Source organism: Nocardia gamkensis NBRC 108242 (assembly GCF_001612985.1).
In the GTDB taxonomy this organism is placed as follows: Bacteria; Actinomycetota; Actinomycetes; order Mycobacteriales; family Mycobacteriaceae; genus Nocardia; species Nocardia gamkensis.
The window spans coordinates 117,896-140,853 of the sequence record NZ_BDBM01000018.1 but is presented as its reverse complement, the minus strand read 5'-3'; the positions used below and the strand labels follow the sequence as shown (position 1 = coordinate 140,853).

The following is a 22,958-nucleotide window of genomic DNA, read 5'->3' as shown; positions in this document are numbered from 1 at the left end:
GGCACTCGTCATACGCGTCCGTTCCCGCGGCCCGGAACCCCACGGGTCGTGGCCGGTCGCGCTCGGCGTGCGCCGACGGTTCGGTAACGATCGGCATGCGCGCGCTCGATGATCACAGCGCGGGGAGCATGGTGACGTGCGTGTGGCGACGATAGACAGGGTGAGGCAGCACGATGGTTCGGGCGGTCGGGCAGCGGTGTGACGAAACTGCGGAAGCGGTGCGCCGATGACCCGCCCGGCGCGCGTGCGCCCGACCCGGACCCGCCGACCCCGGGTCACCACCCTGCCCCAGTTGATGGCCACGGCCGTCGAGGCGAACCCGAGCGGCGCGGCCGTGGTGTTCGCCGACGCGACCAGCACCCTCGCCCAGCTGAGTTATGCCGAGCTGGACGAACGGTCCACGCGGTTGGCGCGGTTGCTCATCGATCGGGGGGTGGGTCCGGAGGATCTGGTCGCGGTGGGTGTTCCGCGTTCGGTGGAGTCGGTGGTCGCGGTGTGGGCGGTGGCCAAGACCGGTGCTGGTTTCGTGCCGGTGGATCCGAACTATCCGGCCGATCGTGTCGAGCACATGGTGAAGGACTCCGGCGCGGTCTTCGGGCTGACCGTCCGGGAGGTCCGCGCCGAGCTGCCGGACCGGGTCGAGTGGCTGTCGATCGACTCCGCCGAGTGCGCGCGGCGGCTCGAGGAGTTCCCGGGCGATCCGGTGACCTACACCGATCGGGTGCGCCCGCTGCGCGGGGAGCATCCCGCCTACGTCATCTACACCTCCGGTTCCACGGGCAAGCCCAAGGGCGCGGTGGTCACCCAGGCGGGTTTGGCGAGTTTCTGTGCCGAGCAGCGTGATCGGTATCGGGTGACGAGTGCGTCGCGGACGTTGCATTTCGCCTCGCCGTCGTTCGACGCGTCGGTCCTGGAGTTGCTACTGGCGCTCGGGGGCGCGGCCACCATGGTCGTCGCGTCGCCCACGGTGTTCGGCGGCGAGGAATTCGCGTCCCTGGTCCGCAGGGAGGCGGTCACGCACGCGTTCGTGACGCCCGCCGCGCTCGCGTCGGTGGACCCGGCCGGGTTGGACGAGCTGCGTGTGGTGGTGGCCGGTGGCGAGGCGTGCCCGCCGGAACTGGTACGACGCTGGGTGCTACCGGTGTCGGGTGGGCGGACCCGTGAGTTCTTCAACGGGTACGGCCCCACCGAGACCACGATCATGACGAACATCAGCGCGCCGCTGGTGCCCGGGGAACCGGTGACCATCGGCGCGCCGATCCGGGCCGTCACGGAATACGTGCTGGACGAGCGGCTGGTGCCCGTGCGGAGCGGTGTGGTCGGCGAGCTGTACATCACCGGTGCGCAGCTGGCCCGCGGCTACCACGAGCGCCCAGGGCTGACCGCGTCCCGCTTCGTGGCGAACCCCTTCGATGTGCACGGCTCCCGCCTCTATCGCACCGGTGACCTGGTGCGTTGGACGCCGAATGGCGAGTTGGAATACATGGGCCGCAACGACTTCCAGGTGAAGATTCGCGGTTTCCGTATCGAGCTGGGCGAGATCGACGCGGTGCTGGCCGCGCACGAGACGGTCGACTTCGCGGTCACCGTGGGGCACCACCTGGACAGCGGCGTCACCATTCTCGTCGCCTATGTGCACGCCGTGCCCGGGATGGCCGCCGACGCGGCGGAACTGGCCGCCTTCGCGCAGCAGAGCCTGCCCGCGCACATGGTGCCGACGGTGGTCATGGTGCTGGACGAGATCCCGTTGACCCCGGTGGGCAAGCTGGACCGCGACGCGCTGCCCACACCGCGGTTGCAGACCAAGGTGTTCCGCGCCCCGGTCGGCCCGCTGGAAGAGCTGGTCGGCGAGGTGTTCGCCGAAGTGCTCGGGCCTGGCGCGCCGGTCGGCGCGGACGACGACTTCTTCGAGCTGGGCGGCAATTCGCTGATCGCGACGCAGGTCGCGGCCCGGCTGGGCGCCGCCATCGCGGCCCGGGTGCCCGCACGGCTGATCTTCGAGAGCCCCACCGTGGCCGCGCTGGCGGCGCGGCTGGAGCCGTTGAAGGGCGCGGGGGACCGGCGCGCGTTGGTGGCGGTGGAGCGTCCGGAGCGGGTGCCGTTGTCGTTGGCGCAGCGGCGGATGTGGTTTTTGAATCAGTTCGATACCGGGTCGGCGGCGAATAATATTCCGTTCGCGGTGCGGTTGTCGGGTGTGTTGGATGTGGCGGCGTTGCAGGCGGCGGTCGCGGATGTGGTCGAGCGTCATGAGACGTTGCGGACGGTGTATCCGGCGGTGGACGGTACCGGTTACCAGGTCGTGCTGCCCGCCGCGCAAGCTGTTCCCGACCTCGCGCCGAAGCCCGTCGCCGAGCACGAGCTGACGGCCTGGCTGCGTGAATTCGCCTCGACCGGTTTCGATGTCGCGGCGGAGGTGCCGCTGCGCATCGCGCTGGCCGAGATCGGCCTCGACGATCACGTGGTCGTCGTGGTGGTGCATCACATCGCCGCCGACGGCGCTTCGGTCGCGCCGTTCCTGCGGGATCTGCTCAGCGCGTTCCTCTCCCGGCGCAACAGGGCGAGGCCGTCCTGGGGGCCGCTGCCGGTGCAGTACGCGGACTACACGCTGTGGCAGCGCGCGAGGCTCGGTGACGAGAACGACCCAGATTCGGTGGCCGCGGCTCAGATCGCCTACTGGCGTCGCGCCTTGGCGGGCATCCCGGACCGGATCGACCTACCCTCGGATCGGCCGCGCCCGTCCGTCGCCTCCGGCCGGGGCGCGGAGTACACCTTCGCCGTGGACGCCGCGGTGCACCGAGGTATCGCCGAACTGGCGCACAGCGCGGGCGTCTCGGAGTTCATGGTGGTGCACAGCGCGCTCGCGGTGCTGCTCGCCCGGCTCACCGGCACCGACGACATCACCGTCGGCACGCCCGTGGCGGGCCGTGGCGAACGGGAACTCGACGCGCTGATCGGCATGTTCGTCAACACGCTGGTGCTGCGCACCCGGATCGACCTCGGCGCGTCGTTCCGTGCGCTGCTCGCCCAGACGAAGGAAACGGATCTCGGCGCGTTCTCGCACGCCGAATTGCCGTTCGAGCGGTTGGTCGAGGTACTCGATCCGGTGCGGTCGCAGGCGCACCACCCGCTGTTCCAGGTGGCGCTGTTCTACCAGAACATGAGCAGGCCCGAGATAGAGCTGCCCGGACTGTCGGCTCGGGTACTCGAGTTCGACGGCGCGGTCGCGAAATTCGATCTGCAATTGACCGTGGTGCCCGACACCGAGGGGGAAGTCGCGGGCTTCACCGCGGGGTTCACCTACGCCACCGACCTGTTCGACGAGCGGACGATCGCCGAGTTCGCCTGGCGGCTGGATCGGCTGCTGGCCATCGCCGTCGCCGAGCCGGATCGGCCGATCGGCGCGATCGATCTGCTCGCTCCCGTGGAGCGCGAACGCATCCTGCACGAGTGGAACGACACCCGGTATCCGGTGCCTGCCGAGTTGCTGCTCGACGGCTACCGGCGTGCGGCGGAGGCGTACGCGGACGAGGTCGCTCTCGTGTACGAGGGTGTGGAGCTTTCGTATCGTGGGTTCGATGCGCGGGTGAATCGTTTGGCGCGGTTGTTGATTTCGCAGGGTGTGGGTGCGGAGTCGTTGGTGGGGTTGGCGGTTCGGCGTTCGTTGGATCTTGTGGTGGGGATGTATGCGATCGTGGCGGCGGGTGGGGCTTATGTGCCGTTGGATCCGGATCATCCGGCCGAACGCATCGCCTACATCCTCGAAACGGCGCAGCCGGTCTGTGTGCTCACGACCTCCACCGACGCGGTCGACTTGCCCGAGGGCACCGCGGTGCTGCTGCTGGACGCTCTGGACCCGAATCGATTCGACGACGCCCCGGTGCGTGCCGACGAACTGGTGCGCCCCGTGTTGCCGCACCATCCGGCCTACGTGATCTTCACATCGGGGTCGACCGGCCGCCCCAAGGGCGTGGCGGTTTCGCACTTCGCCATTCAGAACCAGATCAACTGGATGCTCGCGGCGTATCCGCTCGACGCCGATGACGTGTACCTGCAAAAGACGGCGACGACGTTCGACGTCTCGCTGTGGGGCTACTTCATGCCGCTGCGCGTGGGCGCGAAGCTCGTGGTCGCCACGCACGACGGTCATCGTGACCCCGCGTACGTCGCGGAAACCATTGCCTCTCAGGGCGTGACGGTGACGGACTTCGTGCCGTCCATGCTGACGGTCTTCGCCGCGCACACCGCCCCCGGCTCGTGCCCCACCTTGCGCGACATCTTCGTGATCGGCGAGGCGCTGCCGCCGGAGACCGTCGCCGCGGTGCGTGCCGTGACCGACGCCGCCGTGCACAACCTGTACGGCCCCACCGAGGCGGCGGTCTCGGTGACCTATTGGCCCGCGACCGCCGTGGACGAGCGGTCCGTGCCGATCGGCGTCCCGCAGTGGAACACGCAGGTGTATGTGCTGGATTCGCGTCTGCAACCGGTGCCGACCGGCGTTCCGGGCGAGCTGTATCTCGCGGGTGACCAGTTGGCTCGCGGCTATGTGCGGCGTCCCGATCTCACCGCCGACCGCTTCGTGGCCGACCCGTTCGGCAACGGGGGGCGGATGTACCGCACCGGGGACCTGGTGGTCTGGCGCGCCCCGACCGACGTGCTGCCGCATCGGCTCGACTATCTCGGCCGGACCGATTTCCAGGTGAAGTTCCGTGGTCAGCGGATCGAGCTGGGTGAGATCGAGACGGCGCTGCTGGCGCAGCCGTCGGTGAGTCAGGCCGTGGCCCTCGTCGCGGCCTCGTCGCTGGGCGACCAATTGGTCGCCTACGTTGTTCCCGCGCCGGGGCAATCGATCGAGCAGGCCGAATTGCCGGCGGCGATCGGTGCGACGCTGCCCGCTTACATGGTTCCGGCGGCGGTCGTCGTGCTGGAGGCGTTGCCGTTGAATCCCAGCGGCAAGCTCGATCGCAAGGCACTACCCGAGCCGACCTTCACCGCGCGGGAATTCCGTGCGCCCGTGACGGCGGTCGAGGAGATCGTGGCGGGGGTGTTCGGTGAGGTGCTCGGTGTGGGCCGGGTGGGGGCTGATGATGATTTCTTCGCGCTGGGGGGTAATTCGCTGGTCGCCACGCAGGTGGTGGCTCGTTTGGGTGCGGCGGTGGGTGTGCGGGTGCCGGTTCGGACGTTGTTCGAGGCGTCGACGGTGTCGGGGTTGGCGGCGGCGCTGGAGTCGGAGACTCATGGTGAGCGCCGGGTGGAGTTGGGCAGTATTGCTCGGCCGGAGAAGTTGCCGTTGTCGTTGGCGCAGCGGCGGATGTGGTTTCTCAATCGGTTCGATCAGTCTGATGATGTTGGGGAGCGGATCGGTTCGGCGGCTTACAACTTGCCGTTCGCGTTGCGTTTGACGGGTGCGTTGGATGTGGTGGCGCTGGGTGCGGCGCTGCATGATGTCGTGGCACGGCATGAGGTGCTGCGCACGGTGTATCCGGAGACTCCGGAGGGTCCGGTGCAGGTGGTGCTGGCGGCGGGACGGGTGGCGTTGGATGTGGCCGTCCATCCGATCGGGGCGGCCGAGGTCGCGCACGAGGTGTACACGCTCGCGGCGGCACCCTTCGATGTGACCGACGAAGTGCCCGTCCGAGTGCGGCTGCTGCGGATCGCGGATGCGCCGCAGGAGCATGTGCTCGCGGTGGTGGTGCATCATATTGCGGCGGATGCGTCGTCGATGGGTCCGTTGGTGCGGGATGTGATGGTGGCGTATTCGGCACGTACCTCGGGTGATGCTCCGGGGTGGTCGCCGTTGCGGGTGCAGTACGCGGATTATGCGTTGTGGCAGCGTGCTGTGTTGGGGGATGAGTCCGATCCGGGGTCGGTCGCGGCTCGGCAGATCGCGTTCTGGCGTGCGGAGTTGGCTGGTCTGCCGGATGTGCTGGAGTTGCCGATTGATCGGCCGCGTCCGGTGGTGGCGTCGCTGGCCGGTTCGCGGGTGCCGGTGGAGGTGGATGCGGCGACGCATGCGGGGCTGGTGGAGTTGGCTCGTGCGCATGGTGCGACGTTGTTCATGGTGGTGCACACGGCGTTCGCGGTGTTGTTGGCTCGGTTGTCGGGTTCGGATGACATCGCTGTCGGTACGCCGGTGGCGGGTCGTGGTGAGCGTGAACTTGATGATTTGATCGGGATGTTTGTCAACACCGTGGTGTTCCGGACGCGGTTCGAGCCGGGCGAGTCGTTCGTCGGGTTGCTGGGTAGGCAGCGTGAGGCGGATTTGGCTGCTTTTGCTCATGCGGATGTGCCGTTCGAGCGGTTGGTGGAGGTGTTGAATCCGTCGCGGTCGACGGCGCGTCATCCGTTGTTCCAGGTGGGTTTGTCGTTTCAGAATGTGGCGCGTGCGGTGTTGGAGTTGCCGGGTTTGTCGGTGGCGGGTGTGGATGCCGATGTGGATGTGTCGCAGTTCGATTTGCATTTGATTGTTGGTGATGGGTATGCGGAGTCGGGTGCGGCTGCTGGTATCGGTGGGTTCTTGACGTATGCGACCGATCTTTTCGACCGGGCGACGGTGGAAGGTTTCGCCGACCGGTTCTCGCGCATCCTCGCGGCCGTGGTCGCCGACGCGAACGTCCCGGTCGGGGACATCGAGATCCTTACGGACACCGAGCGCACCGACGTGCTCACCACATGGAACGACACCGCCCATCCGGTGGATTCCGCCGCGACACTGGGATCGTTGCTGCGCGGGACCGTCGCGGCGACGCCGGGAGCGGTCGCGCTGGTCGCGGACCTGCCCGACGGCGAACGCGTCGAGCTGAGCTACGCGGAACTGTCGGCCCGGGTGAATCGACTAGCCCGCTACCTGATCTCGGTGGGTGTCGGCGCCGAGAGCAGGGTCGCGCTCGCGTTCCGCCGATCGGTGGACCTGGTGGTGGCGATGTACGCGGTGGCCGAGGCCGGTGGGGCGTACGTACCGATCGACCCCGACCAAGCCACCGAGCGAACCGACTACATCCTCTCCGCCGCCGCCCCGGTATGTGTGTTGAGCAATACCGAGTCGGATTTCGATACCGACGTCGCGCCGGTGGTGCGGCTGGAAGACCTGGAATTGAGCGCGGTCGCCAGCGTGCCGATCACCGATTCCGAGCGTGTCACGCCCGTTCGGCCGGAGAACACGGCTTACGTCATCTTCACGTCGGGTTCGACCGGGCGTCCGAAGGGCGTCGCGGTGCCGCACTCGGCCATCGTGAACCAGTTGCTCTGGAAAGCGGCCGAATTCGAGCTGGCCGAGGACGACTCGGTGCTGCTGAAGACGGCGGCGACGTTCGACCTGTCGGTGTGGGAGTTCTGGTCGGCGGCGGTATGCGGTGGACGTCTGGTGATCGCCGCGCCTGATGGCCATCGGGATCCCGCGTATCTCAACGATTTGATGGCGCGCGAGTCGGTTACCACGTTGCATGTGGTGCCATCGATGCTCGACGCGCTGCTCGTGCACCGGGCGACCACGGACACCGGGGACTGGTCGCCGCGACGGGTGTTGGCGATCGGTGAGGCTCTGCCCGGTTCGGTGGCGCGGCGGTTCCTGCGGGAGAATCCACGCACCGAGTTGTTCAACCTGTATGGGCCGACCGAGGCTGCGGTGTCGATCACCAGTCACCGTGTGACGCTCGCTGACGAGGCGTCGGTGTCGATTGGTGCGCCGGAGTGGAATAGCCGGGTGTATGTGCTGGATGGGCGTTTGCGTCCGGTTCCGGTGGGTGTTTCGGGTGAGTTGTATTTGGCTGGTGCGCAGTTGGCGCGTGGTTACTTCGGTCGCGCGGATTTGACGGCGGATCGGTTCGTGGCCAACCCGTTCGAGTCGGGAACCAGGATGTATCGCACGGGTGATTTGGTCGCCTGGAACGGTCGCGGTGAGCTGGAGTATCGGGGTCGTACGGATTTTCAGGTGAAGATTCGTGGTTTCCGTATCGAGTTGGGTGAGATCGAGGCGGCGTTGTTGGCGTTGCCGGGGGTCGCGCAGACGGCGGTGGTTGCGAAGTCGGATCCGAAGACTGGTGATCGTTTGGTGGCTTACCTGGTGCCTTCTGGTGTTGTGGCTGGGTCCGATGGTCGTGCCGATGCCGATGCCGATGCCGATGCCGGGTCCGATGCCGGGACTGTGGCTGCTGGTGGTGGCGGTGCCGGTGCGGGTGTCGATGTGGCGTGGGTGAAGTCGGAGTTGACTGCTGTGTTGCCGTCGTACATGGTGCCGTCGGCGTTCGTGGTGCTGGATGCTTTGCCGTTGAATGTGAACGGCAAGCTGGATCGTAGGGCGTTGCCGGAGCCGGAGTTCGAGGTTCAGGTGTTCCGTGTGCCGTCGACTCCGATCGAGGAGATCGTGGCGTCGGTGTATGCCGAGGTCCTGGGTGTCGAGCGTGTGGGTGCGGATGATGATTTCTTCGCGCTGGGTGGTAATTCGTTGTTGGCGACGCAGGTGGCGGCGCGTATCGGTGCGGCGTTGGACGCTCGTGTCCCGGTGCGGGTGCTGTTCGAGGCCTCCACCGTGGCCGGACTCGCCACGAAGGTCGAACGGGGCTTCGGTGCGGGCAAGCGCACCCCATTGATCGCCGGACCGCGTCCGGACCGCGTCCCGCTGTCGTTCGCCCAGCAGCGCATGTGGTTCCTCAACCAGTTCGACACCTCGGCCTCGGTCTACAACATCCCGGCCGCCATCCGCTTGTCCGGCGACCTGGACGTGGTCGCGTTGCAGGACGCCGTCGCCGACATCGTCGCGCGTCACGAGATCCTGCGCACGATCTACCCGCAGACGCCGGACGGCCCGGTGCAGCGAATCCTCGCTCCGCACGAGGTGCCGGTGGATCTGACGCCCGTGCAACTCGATGACGAGGACCTCGCGCTCGAGGCGCAGCGGACCGTCGCCGCCGGCTTCGACGTGACCACCGAGGTGCCGTTCCGCACGCGGCTGTTCCAGCTCGCCGGCACCGAGTACGTGCTGGTCTTCGTCGCGCATCACATCAGCGCCGACGGCTGGTCGATGGGCCCGCTGACCAGGGATCTGATGCTGGCCTATGTGGCGCGCAGCGGCGGCCGCGAACCGTCCTGGGCGCCGCTGCCGGTCCAGTACGCCGACTACGCGCTGTGGCAGCGCGAGGCGCTCGGCGCAGAAGACGACCCCGAGTCGCCGGTGGGCGCGCAACTGGCCTACTGGACAACCGAACTCGCCGACCTGCCCGACGAGCTGAACTTGCCCGCGGACCGCCCGCGCCCGCCCGCCCAGTCCTTCGCGGGCGGCCGTACCGATTTCGTCGTCGACGCCGACGTGCACGCGGCGCTGGCCGACCTCGCGCGGCAGCACAACGCCACGTTGTTCATGGTGGTGCACGCCGCGTTCGCGGTGTTCGTGGCTCGAATGTCCGGCACCGACGACATCGCCATCGGCACGCCCGTCGCGGGCCGCGGCGAACCCGAAATCGACGACTTGATCGGCATGTTCGTCAACACCTTGGTGCTGCGCACCCGGGTCGCGCCCGATCTCGGCTTCACCGAACTGCTGGCCCGCACCAGGGAAACGGATCTGCGCGCCTTCGCCAACGCCGACATCCCGTTCGAGCGGTTGGTCGAGGCGCTCGACCCGGAACGCTCGGCCGGTCGCCACCCGCTGTTCCAGGTGGCTCTGTCGTTCGAGAACCTATCCGCGACCAGTTTCGAACTACCCGGCCTGAGCTTCACGGCGCTCGACCCGGCCGCCGACTCCGCCGAGTTCGACCTGCTGCTGACCATGCGTGAGCAGCGCACCGAGTCGGGCGCGGAAGCCGGTATCGCCGCCGAATTCACTTACGCCCGCGACCTGTTCGACGATCGGACCGTCGTCGAATTCGGTCGCAGGTTCCGTCGCGTCCTTTCCGCGATCGTCCGGCATCCCGGCACCGCCGTCGGCGATCTGGAGATCCTGGACGACGCGGAGCGCGCCGACCTGATCGCCCGTACCGGCGCACCCGCCGTGCCGCCGCGCACGCTGCCGGACCTGATGGCCGCCGCCGTCGCCGCGAACCCGGCCGGTGTCGCCGTGGTCGCCGACGACCGCACCTTCAGCTACGCCGAACTCGACGCGGCGTCAGCGCAATTGGCGCGCGCGCTGATCGACCGCGGCGCGGGGCCGGAGGTACCGGTCGCCATCGCGCTCCGTCGTTCGGTGGAAGCCGTACTGGCCCTGTGGGCGGTGGCCAAGACCGGGGCGGCGTTCGTCCCGATCGACCCGGCCTATCCGGCCGACCGCATCGCGCACATGGTCGCCGATTCCGGCGTGACGCTCGGCGTGACGCTCACCGCCGAGCTGGAGAATCTGCCCGTCCTCTCCGGCGGCACGTGGGTCGCCTTGGACGATCCCGACTTCACCCACGACGTCGCCGTGCGCTCCGACCAGCCGTTGCGGCCCGCCGAACTGCGCGCAGCGCTGCGCGCGGGCAACGCCGCGTACGTGATCTACACCTCCGGCTCGACCGGTCTGCCGAAGGGCGTCGTGATCACCCATGCCGGCCTGGCGAATTTCAGCGCCGAGCAGGTGGAGCGCTACCGGCTCGATCCGTCCGCCCGCGCTCTGGCGTTCGCGTCGCCCTCGTTCGACGCGTCGATGCTGGAACTACTGCTCGCGCTCGGCGCCGCGGGCGGGCTCGTGGTAGCGCCGCCGCTGACCTTCGGTGGCGAGGAGCTGGCCGAACTGATCCGCGCCGAGCGCGTCACGCACGCCTTCCTCACCCCCTCCGTGCTCGCCTCGCTCGACCCGGACGCGGTGCCGGGGATGCGGACCGTGGTGGCGGGCGGTGAAGCGGTGCCCGCCGATCTGGCGGCCAGGTGGACCACCGTGCCGGAGCGCGATTTCCACAACGGCTACGGGCCGACCGAGACCACCGTCATGACCAACATCAGCGATCCGCTGCGGCCCGGCGAACCGGTCACGATCGGCGGTCCGATCCGCGGCATGCGGTCGCTGGTGCTCGACAGCAGGCTGCGTCCGGTGCCCGAAGGCGTCACGGGCGAGTTGTATCTGGGCGGCATCCAGCTCGCGCGCGGCTACCACGCACGTCCCGCGCTCACCGCCGCCCGGTTCTTGGCCGACCCGTACGGCGCACCCGGTGAGCGCCTCTACCGCACCGGCGACTTGGTGCGCTGGCGTCGCGCCGGGACCGCACCGGTCGTGGAATACGTGGGCCGCAACGACTTCCAGGTGAAGGTGCGCGGCTTCCGCATCGAACTCGGTGAGATAGATGCCGCGCTGGCGGCGCAGCCCGAGGTCGGCTTCGCGGTGACCCTCGGCCGTGCGACCCCATCCGGCGCGACGATGCTCGTCTCCTACGTGCTGCCGGCCGGGGATGCCACGGTGGACCCGGCCGTGCTGACCGAGCGGGTCGGGCGCACGCTGCCGGAGTACATGGTTCCGACGGCGATCGTCGTGCTCGACGCGATCCCGCTGACGCCGGTGGGCAAGCTGGATCGCAAGGCACTGCCGGAGCCCGAGCTGGACGCGCGCGCCTATCGTGCCCCGCGGACGCCGGCCGAACTCGTGATCGCCGAGGTGATCGGCGAGGTGCTCGGCGTCGACCGGGTCGGCCTGGACGACGACTTCTTCGCCCTCGGCGGCGACAGCATCGTGTCCATTCAGGTGGTCTCCCGGTCCCGCGCACGCGGGGTGAGTTTCTCGCCGCGTGACGTCTTCGAACATCGGACCGTCGCCGCACTGGCCCGCGCCGCCTCCGTCGCGGGCGGCCCCGGCGACGAGGCGGGCGAACTACCGCTCACGCCGCACGCGGCGCGCATGCTGGACGAGGGCATCGAAGTGCGAGCCGTCGCACTCGACGTCCCCGAGACCTGCCCCGTGGAGACGGTGCACGGCGCGGTGACCGCCGTGCTCGACCAGCACCCCATGCTGTGGGTGCAGGTGCGCTACGACGACGAAGGCGCCGCGTCGCTGCGCATTCCCCCGGCCGCCGAACGTACCGGCGAGGCGTTCCGCCGGCTGGACCCGCAGCGTGGCGAGACGTCGCTGCCCATCGACGACGTGGTCCAGGCGGTCGCGGCCGCCCTCGATCCCGAGCAGGGCCGCAACATCTACTTCGTGCTCACCGGCGGTCCGGAGGGCCGCTCCACGCTCATCGTCGTTGCCAGCAGCCTCGTGGTGGACGACGTCTCCTGGCGGGCCATCGTCGACCAGCTCACCGCCCGCTGGAACCGGGCACGCCACGCCGCGCCCGCGGGCCCCGAATCCGGTCTCGGCACACTCGTCCGAACCTTGTCGGCCGCGGCGCACGATCCGGGCACCGTAGCCGAAATGGATTGGTGGCGACGGGCCCTGGGCACGGTCCCGGAGGGCGCCGGCACCGACGGCCGGGATCTGCGCGCACGCAGCCGGGTGTCGCTGACGATCACCGCGGAGGGCGCGGAGGCCGTCGCCGCGGCCGCCGAGGCGTACCACGCCGGGGTGGACGACATCCTGCTCACCGCACTGGCGCTGGCCCTGCGGACCTCCGCGGGAGAGGCCGTCACCCGCGCCATCGGTTCGGTCGTGCGGCTGCCCGCCGACGGTCGCGCGGCCACCGGGGCAGACGCGGAGAGCACGGTGGGCGGCTTCGTCACCGAATTCCCGCTGCCGTTGCGGCTGACCAGGATCGACATCGATGACGCCCTGATCGGCGGTCCGGCGGCGGGCACGGCGATCGCACAGATCAAGGAGCTGCGGCGAGCGGTGCCCTCGCACGGTGTCGGCTACGGCCTGTTGCGCCACCTCAACGCCGAGACCGCCGCCGAACTGCGCGGTCTCGGGCGCGGCCGGTTCGCGCTGCGCTACCGGGATCTGCGCCCGGCGCGGGTGCACACCGACATCCCGTCCGACGATCTGCTGCTCGTGCTCACCGTCGACGCCACGGACGACGGCTTGCTCGCCCGGTTCGACTTCGCCGCCGCGGCATTCCGCGGCGAGGACGCGAAGACCTTCGCCGAGCATTGGATTCGCGCACTCGGCGGCCTGGCCGAGCACGGCCTGCGCCCGGACGCGGGCGGCTTCACCCCGTCGGACTTCCCGCTGGTGCGGCTCAAGCAGCCCGATATCGATCGCTTCGCGCGCGCCTACCCGGACCTGTCCGACGCCTGGCCGCTCACGCCGCTGCAATCGGGCATGCTGTTCCACGCCCTGCTCGCGGAGCACTCGGTGGACGTCTACACCACTCAGTTCGTGCTCGATCTCGGCGGCGCGGTGGACGCCCACCGGATGCGGGCGGCCGCGCAGGCGGTGCTGGACCGGCACGACAACCTGCGGGTCGCCTTCGCCGACGACAGCGAGGGCAAGCCCGTGCAGCTCGTGCAGGATGCGCTGGAGGTGCCGTGGCGGCTGATCGATCTGTGCCACCTGGAACCGGCCGCGGCCGCCGCCGAGCTGGAGCGGATCGAGGTGGCGGATCTGGCCGACCACTTCGACATGCGGACTGCCCCGCTACTGCGTTTCGCGCTGATCCGTTCCGCCGCCGCCCGCTACCACCTGCTGGTGACCAGTCATCACATTCTCATCGACGGCTGGTCCATGCCGCTGCTGATGAAGGAACTGCTCACGCTGTACGCGTTCGGCGGTAACTCCCGGCGTCTGCCTGCGGTGCCGCCCTACCGCGACTACCTGGCGTGGCTGGTCGCGCAGGACACCGAAGCGGCCCGCGCCGCGTGGCGCGGTGCGCTGGCCGGTATCACCGAGCCGACGCCGTTGGCGCCGGTCGACCCGGGCCGCGAGATCTCCGCGGGCGTCGGTGAAGTCGGGTTCGAGCTGTCGCAGGCCGACACCACCGCGCTGACCCGGTTCGCCTCGGAGCTCGGCGTCACGGTGAACACCGTGGTGCAGGCGGCCTGGGCTCTGCTGATCGGACGCACCGTCGACCGCGACGACGTCGTCTTCGGCGCCACCGTGTCGGGCAGGCCGCCCGAGCTCGACGGCGTCGAGGCGATGGTCGGTCTGTTCCTCAACGCGATCCCGGTGCGGGTGCGCCTGGACGCGACCAGCACGCTGAGCGGGGTGCTGCGCCGGTTGCAAGCCGAGCAGGCCGCGCTGCTGGACTACCACTACCTGGGCCTGAGCGACATCCAGGACGCCGTCGGCGTGGAGGGGTTGTTCGACTCGCTGGTCGTGTTCGAGTCGTTCCCGGTGGACCGGGAGGGCCTGGACCAGGCCGGCGCCATCGACGGTATGAACGTCACCGGTGTCGGCGCGGTCAACGGCACCCACTATCCGTTCACGGTGATGGTGGTGCTGGACAGCCGGTTGCGCGTCTCGGTGAAGTACCTGCGCGACGTGACCGGCGAACCGGCGGCGCGTGCTCTCGCGCGGCGGCTCGCGGCGCTGATCGACCGTTTCGTGACCACCCCGCAGGCACGCGTCGGTGAGATCGACGCGCTACTGGACGACGAGCGCGCCGAACTGGCCGCGCGCAACGCCACCGGTGTGCCGGAGTTCCTCGACGACGCGACATTGCCGACGCTGTTCGACGCGCAGGTGGCGCGCACGCCGGACGCGCCTGCGGTGCGCTTCGGCGAGACCGTGCTCAGCTACGCCGAACTCGACTCGCGCGTCCGGTCCCTGGCCGTGGAGTTGATGCGCTGGGGAGTCGGCCCGGAGACGCTGGTCGCCGTGGCCATGCGGCGCGGCATCGATCTGGTCGTCGCGATCTACGCGGTGTTGCGGGCCGGCGGCGGCTACGTCCCGATCGATCCGGACCACCCGGCCGAGCGCAGCGAGCACGTCCTCGGCAGCGCCGCTCCGATCTGTGTGCTGACCACCACCGCCGACGCGTTCGACACCGCGACCGATGTGCCGGTGGTCGCGGTGGACACGCTGTATCTGGCTCCGTACGAAGGCCCGTGGCCGCAGGAGTACGGGTATCCGGACACCGTCGCCTATGTCGTCTACACCTCCGGCTCGACCGGTCGGCCCAAGGGCGTGATGATCACGCACCGGCAGATGGTCAACCAGTTCCGTTGGGCGCAGGCGGCATATCCGCACGACGACGGCGACGTGGTGCTGCACAAGACGCCGATCACCTTCGACATCTCCGCCTGGGAGTTGTTCTGGCCGTTGCAGACCGGCGCGTCGATCGTGATCGCCGCGCCCGACGGCCATCGCGACCCCGCCTACCTGGCCCGCCTCATCATCGACAACGCCGTCACGACGGTGCATTTCGTGCCGTCGATGCTGGACGCGTTCCTGGACCCGGCCGCGAATCCGGCCGCGGAGTACCCGTCGCTGCGGCGGGTGTTCGCCGCGGGTGAGGCGTTGTCCGGGGAGACCGCGGCGGCTTTCGCCGCGGCCGTGCCCGGCGCCGCGCTGGTCAACTGGTACGGCCCGGCCGAGGCCACCGTGGTCACCGGTCATCCCGTGCGCGGCGGCGCCGCGGCGGCGGTTCCGATCGGCGTTCCGGTGGCCAACACTCGCGTGCACGTACTCGACCGGCACTTGCGGCCGGTGCCGCCGGGCGCGGCAGGCGAGTTGTACATCGCGGGTGTGCAGTTGGCGCGCGGCTATCTCGGCGCCCCGGCGCTCACCGCCGAGCGTTTCGTCGCCCATACAGGCGGCGACAGGCTCTATCGCACAGGCGACATCGTGCGCTGGCGCGACGACGCGCTGGAATATCTGGGCCGCGGCGACTTCCAGGTCAAGCTGCGCGGCCAGCGCGTGGAGCTCGGTGAGATCGAGGCCGTGCTGACCGGGCATCCCCAGGTGCGGCAGGCCGCGGTCTCGGTGGTGCGCGGCGCGACCGGTGACCGGCTGGTCGCCCATGTGGTCGCCGCGCCGGGGGAGACCGTCGACGAGGCCACGGTGCTGACACACGCCCGCGCCGCCCTGCCGTCGTACATGGTGCCCTCGGCTGTCGTCGCGCTCGCCGGGCTTCCGCTCAACGCCAGCGGCAAACTCGACCGCAAGGCGCTGCCCGAGCCGCGGCTGGTGACCCGTCCGTACCGGGCACCCGGCACGCCGCTGGAGCGGACCGTGCTCGAGGTGTTCGACGAGGTGCTCGCGTCCGGCGCCGGACAGCGGGTCGGTATGGACGACGACTTCTTCGATCTGGGCGGCACCTCGCTGGTCGCCACCCGCGCGGTCAGCAGGCTGCGCGCGCTCACCGGCGCCGAGGTGCGGGTGCAGTGGTTCTTCACCGATCCCACTCCGGCGGCGCTGGCGGCCCGGATCCAGGCCGCGCTGGCCGACGACCACGACTACGACCAGGATTCGAACGCGGCGCTCGGTGTGCTGCTGCCGATCCGGACCATGGTGCCGCACGACGTGGCCGCCGCCCAGCCGCTGTTCTGCCTGCATCCGATGTACGGATTGTCCTGGTGCTACGCGGGTCTCGCCCGCTACGTGCCCGCGAGCACGCCGATCTTCGGCCTCCAGTCACCCGCGCTGACCGAAGAGGGTTACCTGCCCGAGTCACTGGCCGAGATGGCGCACCGCTATGTGGCCGAGATCCGTGCGGTGCAGCCGCACGGGCCCTACCGGCTGCTCGGCTGGTCGCTCGGTGGTGTGCTGGCGCACGCGGTGGCGACTCGGTTGCAGTCCGCGGGGGAGGAGGTCGGGCTGCTGACCATGCTCGACAGCCATCCTGACATCGACGTCACCGACTTCCGTGCGGCGATCCGCGAGGCGCTGGCCGAATTGGGCATCGGCGCGGACGCGCTGCTGCCCGGCGACGGCGACATCCACGACCTGAGCGAAGAGGCGCTGGCCGCGCTGCACGCCACCATCCCGCCGGACATGGCGGTGCTCACCCCGGACCGGGTGCGCCGGATCTACCGCAGCGCGGTGCGCTCGGCCGAGCTGATCGCCGAGCACCGGCCTGCGGTCTTCCGCGGCAGGCTGGACTACTTCAGCGCGGCCGGTCACGAGACCGCGGCGGACGGCTGGCAACCTTATGTCGACGGCCGGGTCGACGATCATCCCGTCGACGTCCCGCACGATCAGATGACGGCACCGGAAGCGCTGGCGCAGATCGGTCCCCGATTGTCCGAATTGCTGGATCCCCCGAGCTGGGAAGCGACACGGAACGTGGGGCGGTCATGATCGAACCGACACCGTTCGGGCATGATGGGGCAACGGTGCGGTAACGAAGTCCCCTGTCGTGACGACTACATAGGCCGTATGGTCGGCGTGGTGCGTGGGCACCCACCCCGGCGCGTGGGGCATGCAGAGCGAATCTCGAGACGAAGCGAAGGTGCGAAATTGATACGTCGACAGAGCCGGCGCGGTGGCCTGCGGGTCGCGGCCGCGATCGCGGCAACCGCGGTGCTCGCGGGAGTGATGACCGGTCTCGGCGCGTCCAGCGCGACAGCTGATCCGATCATCGATTCCAAGAGCCTGCTGGGCAACCCGGTCGCCCCGGACGGTTCGCGTATCACCAAAGCCGAGTACAAGGACGAGCGCAGCATCCGCTTGTACGTGTACTCGGCGGCGATGGACGAGAAGATCATCATCGACGTCCAGCGCCCGGCCGACGCCTCCGTGCCGCGTCCCACGCTGTACCTGCTCAACGGCGCGGGCGGCGGCGAGGACGAGGCCTCGTGGCAGGCGAAGACCGACGCGCTGCAGTTCCTGTCGGACAAGAACGTCAACGTGATCCAGCCGATCGGCGGCAAGTGGAGCTACTACACCGACTGGATCAAGGACGACCCGGTACTCGGCCGCAACAAGTGGAAGACCTTCTTCACCGAGGAGCTGCCCCCGCTGGTGGACGGCGCGCTGGGCACCAACGGCGTGAACGCCATCGCGGGCCTGTCCACCTCGGGCACCACCGTGCTGGCGCTGCCGATCTCCAAGCCGGGCCTGTACAAGGCCGCCGCGGCCTACAGCGGCTGCGCACAGACCAGTGACCCGGTGGGCTCGGAGTTCGTCAAGCTGACCGTCGAAACCTGGGGCGGCGGCAACACCGACAACATGTGGGGTCCCGAAGGCTCGCCCGACTGGGTGGCCAACGACCCGTACGTGAACGCCGAGGGGCTGCGCGGGCTCGACCTGTACATCTCCACCGGCAACGGCCTGCCCGGCCAGTACGACACGCTCAACGGCCAGTACGCCCTTCCCGGCGCGTACGGTCTGGCCAACCAGATCGTCATCGGCGGCGTGATCGAGGCGGGCACCAACTACTGCACGCACAACCTGCAGAACCGGCTGAACGAGCTGGGCATCCCGGCCACCTACAACTTCCGTAACTCCGGCACCCACTCCTGGGGCTACTGGCGCGACGAGTTCCTGCTGTCGTGGCCCGTGCTCGCGAAGGGTCTCGGCATCTGATCGCCACCGCGCTGATGCGCGAAGCCGGGACGCCCGGCTGAACATCCCCGACCGCCTGGTCGCCGCGCTGCGGCAACCAGGCGGTCGGTTTTTACAGGCCGAACGGCAACGAAAAGTTCGGGTACCCGTAAAATTCTGTTCGTGGGTATAACGTTGGTCGAGTCGACCAGGTCCGTCACCGGGCGAGCACGTGCCGTGACGGTCCTGCTGGGGCCCGCGTTCGTCGCGGCCATCGCCTATGTCGATCCCGGCAACGTCGCGTCGAATATCAGCGCGGGCGCGCAATTCGGTTACCTGCTGGTCTGGGTGATCGTCCTGGCCAACGTGATGGCGGGGCTGGTCCAGTTCCTGTCGGCCAAGCTCGGGCTGGTGACCGGCTGGTCGCTGCCGGAGGCGGTACGCGAGAAGGCGAGCGGTCCGGTCCGGCTGGCGTATTGGGGCCAGGCCGAGACGGTCGCGATGGCCACCGACCTGGCAGAGGTGGTCGGCGGCGCGATCGCGCTGCACCTGCTGTTCGGCCTGCCCATGCTGGTCGGTGGCGTGATCACCGGCGCCGTGTCGATGGGCCTGCTGCTGGTGCAGGACCGGCGCGGCCAGCAACCGTTCGAGCGGGTGATCACCGGGATGCTCGCGATCATCGCGATCGGCTTCCTGGCGAGCGTGGTGATCTCCCCGCCGTCGGTCACGAGCACGGTCGGCGGCCTGCTGCCGCGCTTCCAGGGCACCGAGAGCGTCCTGCTCGCCGCCGCCATGATCGGTGCGACGGTCATGCCGCACGCGGTCTATCTGCATTCCGGCCTGGCCCGCGACCGGCACGGGCATCCGGCGGCGGGGCCGCTGCGCACCAGGCTGCTACGGGTCACCAAGATCGACGTCGGCCTGGCCATGGTCCTGGCGGGCACGGTGAACCTCGCCATGCTGCTGATGGCGGCTGGCACCCTGCGCGGCCGGGACGTCGAGACCATCGAGGACGCGCACGCCGCCGTCGGCGACGTCCTCGGCCCGGCCGCCGCGCTGCTGATCGCGATCGGCCTGCTCGCCTCCGGCCTGGCGTCCACGTCGGTCGGCGCCTACGCGGGCGCGATGATCATGCAGGGCCTGTTGCGCAAGCGGATCCCGCTGCTGACGCGCAGGTTGATCACGTTGATCCCGGCTGTCGCGGTCCTGGCCACCGGGATCGACCCGACACGCGCGCTGATCATCTCCCAGGTGGTGCTGTCGTTCGGCATACCCTTCGCGCTGATCCCGCTGGTGCGCTTCACGAGCGACCCCGAGCTGATGGGCGAGGACGTCAACCGCAGGCTGACCAGCGGGCTGGCCTGGGCGGTCGCCGCGATCATCTCCGTTCTCAACGCCGCCCTGATCTATCTCACCGTCACCGGGCGGTAGCCGTCCGGTGCGGCGCGCCGATCAGACCCAGTTCTCGATCCAGTACTTCCAGATCCGCGGTGCGTAGGCGTCCAACGGCGGCACCCGGATGTCGGTGCCCGCCAGCGCCGAGCTGGTGTGCCTGCAGTCGAACCAGCAGGTGAATTCGCTGTGCTCCAGCACGTCCAGCGGCACGCCGACCCGGGGCAGCAGCCAGTTCGCGCCGGGGACGCGCAACATCATGTTCAGCGTGCGCTTGGGCACGACCTCGACCAGGTGCGGCGCGCCCGCCTCGTCGGCGAACAGATTCAGCGCGTCCACCGCGCTCTGCCTGCGCGGATCCACCAGGTGGTAGGTGGTCTTGTCCGACCCGGAGCGGTGCGCGATGTGGTCGAGGGCGCGGGCGACGAAATCCACCGGAACCATGTTGGTCTCGCCCAGCTCGGGCACCAGCACCGGCAGCAGCCGGGGCAGCTGCGCGGCCATGCGCAGCAGCCGGAAGAAGTAGTACGGGCCCTCGATGCGGTCGATCTCGCCGGTCCTGGAATGCCCGATCACGATCGAGGGCCGGTAGATACGCCAGCGCAGCGACGAGTCGCGCACGATTCGCTCGGCCTCGAACCTCGCTCGTTGCGCGGGTGTGGCGAGCACCTGGCCGTGATCGAACATGTCCTCGGTGAACAGGCCCTCGCTGGACCCGGCCACCTCCACGGTCGAGACGTGGTGCAGCAGATCGGCCCGCAGCTCCTCGGCGACGTCGACCAGGTGCCTGGTGCCGCCGCCGCGCTCGGTCAGGTCGTAGCCGGCGGCGAGATGGAAGACGTGCTCGATGGCGCCGCGATGCCGGGCCAGCCAGGTCGGGTCGATGCCCAGCCCCGGGGCGCCCAGATCGCCACGCACCGGGCGGACGCGGTCGCCGCCCGCCCATTCCTGCGCGCAGCAGGCGAACCGGTCGGCCGAGGCGTCGCCCGGCCGGACCAGTACATGGATGTCACCCTCGCGTTTCAGCAGCTCGGGGATGAGGAACCGACCGATGAACCCAGTTGCCCCGGTAACCAGGTAAGTCATAGCCGATGAACATAGTCGCCTGCCGGGCGGTACGTTCCGGCGGGCCGATCAGTCGGCGAAGATGGGCTTGCGCTTGGTGAGCATCGCGGTGGCGCCCTCCATGAAATCGGGGGAGCGCAGCAGCTCGGTCTGGCCCGCCTTCTCCGCGGCGAGGGCCGTGTCCAGCGCGGCCAGCGTGGCCTGGTTCAGCGCCTGCTTGGTGAGCTCCAGCGCGCGGCGCGGACCGGTCGCGATCTTCTCGACTCCGGCCTCGACCGCGGCATCGAGTTCGGCGTCGGGCACGACCGCGGTGAACAGCCCGGCGGTGGCGGCTTCCCGGGCGGGCAGCCGCTCCCCGAGCAGTGCCATCCGCGCCGCCAGCGGGCGGCCCGCCGCTGCCGCGACCAGCGCGGCCGCGCCGCCGTCGGGCATCAAGCCGATGTTGATGAAGGCCAGCAGCAGATAGGAGTCCTCGCTCGCGTAGACCAGGTCGGCGGCCAGCGCGATGCCGACGCCGACGCCCGCCGCGGCGCCCCGGATGCGCGCGATCACCGGCACCGGCGCGTCCACGATGGCGCGCACCAGCCGGTTCGCCGCGTCCATGACCATGTCCGAGGTGATGCCGCGTTGCGCCTCGTCCGCGCTCGCCGACAGATCGGCACCGGTGCAGAAATCGCCGCCCTCGCCGGTGAGTACGATCGCCCGCACCGCGCGGTCCTCGGCCGCCGCGCGGAAGGTATCGCCGAGCGCCACCATGGTGTCGTAGTCGATGGCGTTCTTCCGCTTCGGGTTGGTGATCGTGACCCGGAGCACCTTGCCGTCCTGGACCGCCGTGAACTTGGCGGCGGCGGGGACCGCGGAATCGTTGTTGCTCATGTTCGCTCCTACGCTGCAATTCGGCGGACGCCAGGCCGTGAATAGTGGTTAACTTTGCGAATTGTGGTTAACTTAGGTTCCAGTATCGGGCGCTGTCAACCAGCGCCGCCGGAGAACGGAGAGGTGCATGGTCGCGGATCGCAGCGAGGTCGACCTCGCTCCCGCGCGGCCCGAACCGGGCAGCAGGACCGGCGCCGAGGGCGCGCCGTCGGTACGCCGGCGTCCGAAGGACCGCAAGGTGCAGATCATCCGGGCGGCCGCGCGCGCGTTCAGCGAACGCGGGTACTACCCGGTGGGCGTGGACGAGATCGCCGCGGAGGTCGGCATCTCCGGTCCCGCCCTCTACCGGCACTTCACGAACAAGTACGCGCTGTTGGTCGCGGCCGCCGAGGAGGGCGCGCGGCACCTGCTGACCGTCGCCGAGTCGGCCGACGACACCCGGCTGGACCCGGTGCGGCGCGCGGACGCGCTGATCCGCGCGATCAGCGAGCACACCGTCGAGATCCGCCGCGAGGCCGGCCTCTACCGCTGGGAACGGCGCTATCTCGAGCGCGATGACCGGATCCGGATCAGGAAGATCTACGACGACCTGAACAACACCCTCGCGGCGCCGATCGCGCTGCTGCGACCCGAGGCCCCGCCCGCGGACGTGGCGATGCTGGCCGCGGGCGTGCTCAGCGCGATCGCCAGCATCGCCGCGCACCGCACCGCGCTGTCCAGCGCTCGGCTGCTTCCGCTGCTGCACCAGATGTCCTGGGCCATCCTGCGCACCGAACTGCCTCCCGCCCCGGTCGAACCGGATCCCGGCCCGCCCGTGCGCGGCATCCCGGTCACCTCCAAGCGCGAGCAGCTGCTCACCGAGGCCATCCGGATCTTCGGCAGGCAGGGTTACCACGAGGCGAGCATCGAGGAGATCGGCGCCGCCGTCGGCATCAACGCCTCCAGCGTGTACCGGTACTTCGCGAGCAAGGCCGACCTGCTCGCCGCGGCGTTCCATCGCACAGGCGATCGGCTGGCCATCGCGATCACCGAGGCGCTGGCCGAGGCGACGAGCCGGCCCGACGCCGCGCGGCGCGTGGCCGACCGCTACGCCAAATTGAGTTTCGCCATGCCGGAGATCATGGCGGTCTACTACGCGGAGTTCGGCAACCTGCCGCAGTCCGAGCAGCACAAGCTGCGCGCCATTCAGCGGCAGAACGTGCTGGAGTGGGCCAACCTGCTGGACGGCGACTCGGTGGAGGCGCGCTTCCGCGTGCACGCCGCAATCAGTCAGGTGATCGATGTGGGCAGGCTGATCCGATTCGACTCCCGCCCCGCGCAATTGGCCCGGGTCACCGCGCTCATGGACGCGGTGCTGCTCGACTAGCCGTCC

General features: G+C 69.5%; 6 protein-coding genes. 4 read left to right on the top strand and 2 right to left on the bottom strand.

Annotated elements, in window-relative coordinates:
- Positions 1 to 244: 244 nt before the first annotated feature.
- The 3 genes from NG1_RS17035 (at position 245) to NG1_RS17025 (ending at position 19,684) form a co-directional block, all read left to right on the top strand.
- On the top strand, positions 245 to 17,068 hold the full coding sequence (locus NG1_RS17035; protein WP_439956434.1) for a non-ribosomal peptide synthetase: 16,824 nt from the start codon (positions 245 to 247) through the stop codon (positions 17,066 to 17,068).
- Between the two features lie 237 nt (positions 17,069 to 17,305).
- Positions 17,306 to 18,295, top strand: a complete 990-nt coding sequence (locus NG1_RS17030) for an alpha/beta hydrolase (protein WP_040870159.1) — start codon at positions 17,306 to 17,308, stop codon at positions 18,293 to 18,295.
- Between the two features lie 135 nt (positions 18,296 to 18,430).
- Positions 18,431 to 19,684, top strand: a complete 1,254-nt coding sequence (locus NG1_RS17025) for an Nramp family divalent metal transporter (protein ID WP_373686183.1) — start codon at positions 18,431 to 18,433, stop codon at positions 19,682 to 19,684.
- Between the two features lie 21 nt (positions 19,685 to 19,705).
- Here NG1_RS17025 and NG1_RS17020 read toward each other — a convergent pair whose 3' ends face one another.
- Both NG1_RS17020 and NG1_RS17015 read right to left on the bottom strand, forming a co-directional pair.
- Positions 19,706 to 20,731 carry an SDR family oxidoreductase gene (locus NG1_RS17020; protein WP_062971962.1) on the bottom strand — a complete coding sequence of 342 codons (1,026 nt, stop codon included), beginning with the start codon at positions 20,729 to 20,731 and terminating at the stop codon, positions 19,706 to 19,708.
- Between the two features lie 48 nt (positions 20,732 to 20,779).
- Complete coding sequence (locus NG1_RS17015) at positions 20,780 to 21,586, bottom strand: enoyl-CoA hydratase (protein WP_062971960.1); 807 nt, start codon at positions 21,584 to 21,586, stop codon at positions 20,780 to 20,782.
- 127 nt (positions 21,587 to 21,713) lie between these two features.
- Between NG1_RS17015 and NG1_RS17010 the strand changes: the two genes are divergently transcribed.
- Positions 21,714 to 22,952 (top strand): TetR/AcrR family transcriptional regulator, encoded by a 1,239-nt coding sequence (locus NG1_RS17010; RefSeq protein WP_062971958.1) that lies wholly within the window; start codon positions 21,714 to 21,716, stop codon positions 22,950 to 22,952.
- Positions 22,953 to 22,958 lie beyond the last annotated feature (6 nt).

Coding starts and splice junctions, on each gene's coding strand:
- NG1_RS17030 (WP_040870159.1), top strand. CDS start 17,306: ATGACCGGTCTCGGCGCGTCCAGCGCGACAGCTGATCCGATCATCGAT.
- NG1_RS17020 (WP_062971962.1), bottom strand. CDS start 20,731: ATGACTTACCTGGTTACCGGGGCAACTGGGTTCATCGGTCGGTTCCTC.
- NG1_RS17015 (WP_062971960.1), bottom strand. CDS start 21,586: ATGAGCAACAACGATTCCGCGGTCCCCGCCGCCGCCAAGTTCACGGCG.
- NG1_RS17010 (WP_062971958.1), top strand. CDS start 21,714: ATGGTCGCGGATCGCAGCGAGGTCGACCTCGCTCCCGCGCGGCCCGAA.